The sequence below is a fragment of the Neisseria sp. P0001.S005 genome, from assembly GCF_051963715.1.
This window is the reverse complement of sequence record NZ_JBQCTZ010000007.1, coordinates 42447-48670: the sequence shown is the minus strand read 5'-3', so window position 1 is coordinate 48670 and position 6224 is coordinate 42447. Positions and strand designations below refer to the sequence as shown.

At 47.4% G+C, this 6224-nt stretch carries 6 protein-coding genes; 5 read left to right on the top strand and 1 reads right to left on the bottom strand.

The window, feature by feature from the left end:
• The first annotated feature begins 93 nt into the window (after positions 1 to 93).
• From ACTHSP_RS02360 to ACTHSP_RS02345, 4 genes are all read left to right on the top strand, one after another.
• Entirely contained in the window at positions 94 to 1251 is a 1158-nt protein-coding gene (locus tag ACTHSP_RS02360; RefSeq protein WP_440345561.1) for a trans-sulfuration enzyme family protein, read from the top strand.
• Between the two features lie 70 nt (positions 1252 to 1321).
• Positions 1322 to 1765, top strand: coding sequence for an META domain-containing protein (locus tag ACTHSP_RS02355; protein WP_440345560.1), 444 nt, complete (start codon positions 1322 to 1324; stop codon positions 1763 to 1765).
• 98 nt (positions 1766 to 1863) lie between these two features.
• Positions 1864 to 2643, top strand: coding sequence for a ferredoxin--NADP reductase (locus tag ACTHSP_RS02350; RefSeq protein WP_070608885.1), 780 nt, complete (start codon positions 1864 to 1866; stop codon positions 2641 to 2643).
• A gap of 170 nt (positions 2644 to 2813) precedes the next feature.
• Complete coding sequence (locus ACTHSP_RS02345) at positions 2814 to 4139, top strand: tyrosine-type recombinase/integrase (protein WP_440345559.1); 1326 nt, start codon at positions 2814 to 2816, stop codon at positions 4137 to 4139.
• Positions 4140 to 4189: 50 nt separating this feature from the next.
• Here ACTHSP_RS02345 and ACTHSP_RS02340 read toward each other — a convergent pair whose 3' ends face one another.
• Positions 4190 to 5092 carry a phage antirepressor N-terminal domain-containing protein gene (locus ACTHSP_RS02340; protein ID WP_440345558.1) on the bottom strand — a complete coding sequence of 301 codons (903 nt, stop codon included), beginning with the start codon at positions 5090 to 5092 and terminating at the stop codon, positions 4190 to 4192.
• 355 nt (positions 5093 to 5447) lie between these two features.
• On the opposite strand from ACTHSP_RS02340, the gene ACTHSP_RS02335 reads away from it, so the two are divergent.
• Positions 5448 to 6200: a hypothetical protein gene (locus ACTHSP_RS02335; RefSeq protein ID WP_440345557.1), complete on the top strand. Its 753-nt coding sequence runs from the start codon at positions 5448 to 5450 to the stop codon at positions 6198 to 6200.
• Positions 6201 to 6224: the final 24 nt, after the last annotated feature.

The following is a 6224-nucleotide window of genomic DNA, read 5'->3' as shown; positions in this document are numbered from 1 at the left end:
TATCACTTGCTTTATCCGCCTGCATTGATTGTTTCTATTTTTCAGATAGTGATAAAATCTTCGATTATTCACATCTACATAGGCAGAGACCAAATGAAATTCGCCACGAAAGCCATTCATTCCAGCTACGATTGCGACGAACACAACCGTGCGCTGATGCCGCCGATTTATCAAAACAGTATGTTCGCGTTGCACGAGATTGGCGAAAATGTGCCTTACCGCTACTCGCGCCTGAGCAACCCAACCCGTCAGGTATTGGAAGATACCGTTGCCGATTTGGAGCACGGTGCGGCCGGCTTTGCCTTTTCCAGCGGTATGGCGGGGATTGATGCCGTATGGCGTACTTTCCTGTGCCCGGGCGATACCATTGTTGCCGTCGCCGATATTTACGGCGGTGCTTATGATTTATTGGTTGATGTTTATCAAAAATGGGGTGTGAACGTTGTTTTTGCCGATTTGGGCAATCCGGATAATCTGGACGAGCTGCTCAAAGCGCACAATGTCAAATTGGTTTGGCTGGAAACGCCGTCCAATCCGCTTTTGAGATTGGTAGACATTAAAGCGCTTGCCGCGAAAGCCAAAGCAGCCGGTGCGCTGGTCGGCATCGACAACACCTTTGCCACGCCGTATCTGCAACAGCCGTTGGATATGGGTTGTGATTTTGTGTTCCATTCCGCTACCAAATATTTGTGCGGCCATTCCGACGTATTGATGGGCGTAGTCGTTGCCAAAACCAAAGAGCTGGCGCAGCCTTTGCACGACATGATGGTGCATACCGGCGCGATTGCAGGCCCGATGGACTGCTGGCTGGTGTTGCGCGGTATCAAAACGCTGGCTCTGCGCATGAACGCCCATTGCCAAAACGCACTCGAAATCGCGCGCCGTTTGGAAGCCCATCCTGCCATTGAAAAAGTGTTCTATCCCGGCCTGCCGTCTCACGAACATTACGAACTCGCCCAAGCACAAATGCCCAAAGGCATCGGCGGCGTGGTGACGGTTTATCTCAAAAATGACACGCGTGAAGCGGCCAATAGCGTGATTAAAAACATGAAACTGGTCAAAATGGCTTCCAGCCTCGGCGGCGTGGAAAGTCTGGTCAACCATTGCTATTCCCAATCCCACAGCGGCGTGCCGCATGATGTGAAAATGGAAATGGGCATCAAAGTCGGCCTGCTGCGTTTCTCTGTCGGTATTGAAGACGTTGACGATATTTGGAACGATATTTCCAAAGCATTGGATACGACTTTGTAAATAAGGCTTAAAGGCCATCTGAAAGTGAATGGTTTTTCAGACGGCCTTTAGTAATACATAAGGAATGGATATGAAAACATTATTCGGCGCATTAATGAGTATGGTGGTTTTGGCAGCTTGTACATCTCCTTCAGTATCTCAGCCTGAACAAGCCTCTAAATCGCAGATACAAACTCAACAAACGGCGCAGCCTACTTTAGCCGCCAAATGGCGTGTTGTCGCTTTCAATAAATTCACCGAAAAAGATTTGGCCGGTACTGATGCCTATCTGGATTTGAGCGAGATGCCTAAGGCGTATGGCAAGATGGGATGTAACGGCATGATGTTTCAAGCCAATACGATTGGTTCGGATAAAATTGATTTTGGCCATATTGCGGTAAGCATGATGCTGTGTGAAGACATGAAGCTGGAAGATGCGTTTTTGCGCAAACAAAGCGTGTGGAACTATCGTTTTGACGGTAACGATTTGATTTTGGAACAAAAAGGCATCAGTATCCGTTTGCGCCGTGAATAATCTTAAAGGCCGTCTGAAAATAAATATTTCAGACGGCCTTTTGAATCTTTATAATAAGCCCTATTTGAAACTGATACCGAATATCAAGGAAACCTATTATGGCAGCTTCTCCAGAAGCCAAGTTTACCGAAGAAAAAGTCTTGTGGATCAAACACCATACGCCTAAGCTGATGACTTTTGCCATCAGCCGTCCCGAGTCCTACCGTTTTTCGGCAGGGCAGTTTTCGCGCCTTGGTTTCCGTGACGGCGAGGGCTTTATTTGGCGCGCGTATTCTGTCGTGTCTGCCGAATACGCCGATACGCTTGAGTATTTCGCGGTGTTAATCGAAGGCGGCCCGATGTCGGCGCGTTTTGCCGCGATGAAAGAGGGCGATACTATTTTGCTGGATAAAACGGCTACCGGTTTCCTCTTGCCCGAGCGTTTCCCCGACGGAAAAGATTTGGTCATGCTCTGCACGGGTTCCGGCATTGCACCTTTCCTCTCCATTATCGAGCAGCCTGAAATCTGGCAGCGTTTCGACCGTTTGGTTTTGGCGCATTCCGTCTCTTACGCCGACGAGTTGATTTTCAACCAGCGCCTCGCTGATTTGAAAGAGCATCCGCTGATTGAAGAATATTTCCATAAATTCACTTTTGTTCCGGTTACCACGCGTGAGGAAACGGAAGGCGCATTGAGCGGCAAACGGATTCCCGAATTGCTGAAGAATGGCGGCTTGGAAGAAAAAGTCGGCTTTAAGTTTACCAAAGCCGATACGCGCTTTATGGTCTGCGGCAATCCAGCAATGGTCAAAGACACTTTCCAAGCCCTGATGGATTTGGGCTACGCCATGCACCGCAACCGCATCCCCGGCGAAATCATGATGGAAAATGGTTTCTAAATTCGGTCACAATATACAGCCGTATATAGAAGTGTACAAACCTGCTTATAAACAGTATATTAAGCGGGTTTTTATTTTGCCTGTAATATACGGCGATATACGGAAAACCACTCAAAGCAACATTAATTAGGGGGGATTTTCTGGGGTATATTTTGTAAAGGTTAGGAAAAATGGCGGAATCCAACCGTTTGACGCAGCGGAAAATTGACACGGCCAAGCCGGGGGATAAGGCTTATAAGCTTTACGATGGCGGCGGGCTGTTTTTGTTTGTGCATCCTGCCGGTGGGAAATACTGGCGGCTGAAATATCGGTACGGTGGCCGTGAAAAGGTGTTGTCTATCGGTGTTTATCCGGTCGTGACGCTTAAGGCGGCGCGTGATGCGGCTTTTGAGGCAAAGCGGCAGCTTTATGAGGGGATAGACCCGGGTGCGTTGAAGCGATCTGCAAAACAGGCGGCGCGGGTGGCGGCCGGTGGGCAAAGTATGGTCGATTTGGGTGCGGCATGGTATGAATCGCGGGTAGGCAAGCTGGCTAAAAATACGTTGGATGGCGACAGGGCGAGCCTTGCGCATATCAATGAATTTTTCCGAAAGAATACGGATATTAATGCCATTACGGCGCTGGATATGTCTGAGTTTGTGGAATGGCTGAATGCCAAGAATATACCGGCGCGGGCAACGCGTGTAATGCAGATTGCTGAAGCGGTGTGGGATTATGCTGTTCGTAAGGGCATAGTTATCAGTGATAGGCGTAATCCTGTCGAAACGGCCAAGGGTTTGCTTACGCCTTATCAATCCAAACCTGATGCGCATTTGTCTGAGAGCGAGTTGACATTGTTTTTTTATTCGCTCTTGAAAGATGAAAGAATTACGGCTTTGGCCAAGTATCTGGTATTGCTTACCGCGCTGATTGCGCCACGGAGTGGGTCGATAGTGGCCAGCCGGTGGGAAAATGTGGATTTGGATCGTAAAGTCTGGCTTATGCCAGGCGAAGATATGAAGATGCGGAATGATTTTTTGATTCCGCTGTCTGATTGGTCGGTGGCATTGCTGTCTGAGCTGCGTGAGGTAACGGGTCGGCATGAATTTGTTTTCCCGGCCATGAGGAATGATAGTGTATCGGGTACTGTCGGCGTAAAGCTTGGGCATCAGGCGATTAAGCAGTGTGGTTATGATGGCCGGCATGCCGGTAAATCGAATGCTACCATGCACGGTTTTAGACACTTGATGACGAATATCTGCCTGGTGAACGGCAAGGATATTCTGACGATGGATTTGGCGCTTGGGCATGTGAGCAAATCGGCGTTAAAGAGGGCGGGGTTTTCTTCTTTACCGCATTATCTGACAGCTCAAGAATTCAGATTTAATGAGCGGCGTGAACTGGCGCAATGGTATAGTGATTATTTGCGCCGGTATTATGATCAGGCAGTAGCGCGGCTGCATGGGGAAGGGATAACGGATTTCTTTAGTAATTGGAAGATGTTTTATCAGGGTTGAGATTGTGAAACAGGCCGTCTGAAATGTTCAGACGGCCTGTGCCGTATTATTTATTCAGTAATTAGGAAGCTGATAAAGTTGTGCTGCCTCCCTGCCTCCATCAGTGCGGTAACGATTTGTGTTTCCGTGATGTCTGGGCATTCGTTTCGGTAGCGTTTTCCTTCCAGGATGTTTAGCAGCACTTCATGTAGATTGGCTGCTTCGTATAGTGCCTGATTGGCTTTGTCACGCCATTTCGTGCCGCTTTTCATTGTTGCGGCCACGGCAGACAAAATCAGGCTATTGGACGTTTCCAGTGTGTTGACGGCATCGGGCAGGGTTTCGCTGTTGATTCTATTTGTGGTTGCCGAGCCTTTCACAATCGGGCGGCCTGATGAGTCCTGCGTATCGCGGTGCATGCGGCGGATAAGGGCGACGATTTCTTGATAAGTACAGCGGTTTAAGGGTTTCCCTGCCTGACGTTCGATATAGCTGTCCAAATTGCTACTGCCCCAGTTGTGGATTTCTTTCAGGCGGTCGCCCAACATCATGACGACTTGTTCCAACTCTTTGCGATTTGGCATTTGGTCGGTCACTGATGGCAAGGCTATGCGCGGCGGGTTGATGGGTTTGTTGAAATAGGCGTTTAAAACTTTGAAGCATTCGCGCTGGTATTGCAGCAGCCGTTCGCGGATTTCGGGTTTGACGCGTTTGGCGTCCACACCGAACAGCCAGCCGTTGAGGTAGTCTAATGGCAGACAGAGCATTTCACGTTTTTTGCCGTCTTCTGCAACTATGGTCATCATGACCATAGTTGAATTTAAGATTTCGCTGCGTTGGATTTTTTTATGTTGTGAGACCCAATCCAAGCCGATATTTTCAACGATCGGCTTCATGGCGACGTAGTGTTGGTTGTTTTGGGAAAAAACGGATAAGGTTTGGCCGTGGAAAGAGATGTTTTGAACTTGGTTCATTTGAAGTTTCCTTGTACTTAATTTTCGAGTGTGCCCGGAACGGGCGGCCGCGAGGTTCGAAGCCCTGTACAAGGTTAGGGTGGACGTATTCCCCGCCAAAGCGGGTATTGTATTAGTCGCCCTCGCGGCCATAGGAAACTTGGCGTATCGAAACAAACAAACCAAAGGAAACCAAGAAAACTACGGACGCAAAAAAATCACGATTCCGCCGTGATGCGGCCTTGTACAAAACTGAACTTATTTAGAGGCTTCGACACCTCTTGACTCGGAATGTAAGGCAAAAAGAAAATACTTGTCAAGGGAAATATAATTTGGCATGATAAAATTCGATTAAATCACGCAAGGAAATGTAAAGATGAAATGCTTTGCAGCTTTGGTAGTTGGTTGTTTGATATCTGCTGCTACGGTTGCGCAACCATTGGTGGACGGTATCGGGTTTCTGAAGATTGGTGATTCCGAGCAGTACGTCAAACAAATGATTGCCAAGAAACAGGGTAAGAAGCCGAGGCTTTTGAAAGGAGATGACCTTTATCCGTCGTCTTACAGATGGGTGTATGAAGATTTGGCTTTGACCGAAGATTTTACCGCTCCAGAAATATGGATGAAGTTTCATCAAGGCAGGTTGTACCACATAGCAATACATTATACGCTTGATGCGTATGACCTTAGAGATGTGGGCAGTGTTAAAAGGGCTATTGAAGATAGGAATGAGGTTTTCAATATTGCTAAGGCTTTGACGGATAAGTACGGTACTGAATCTGTCGAGAAAGAAGCGATAAACAGCTCAAGTTGCATTCATGTAAAAGAGGCGGAGAGATTTATCATTTTATTACCCTCCATAGAGGGCGTGAATGCGGGCATATTCGAAAACTTTTTAGATGATTTGTCAGGAAATCCGTTAAGTGGGACAAAACTATATTTGTATGATCGAAGAAGATGCCCTGATAATGCAATATCTATTATGGTTTTTGACAAAAATGTATCCGATGAAGTGGAGAAAATAGAGAATAGGCTTCAGGACGAGAAAAAGGAAAAAGAAGAAGCCGAAAAGCGGGCGATTGAAGAGGAGGAGCGTTTGCAGTGGGAAGAAAGTATTAAGAAGATTTAAGGTTAAACAGGCCGTCTGAAATTT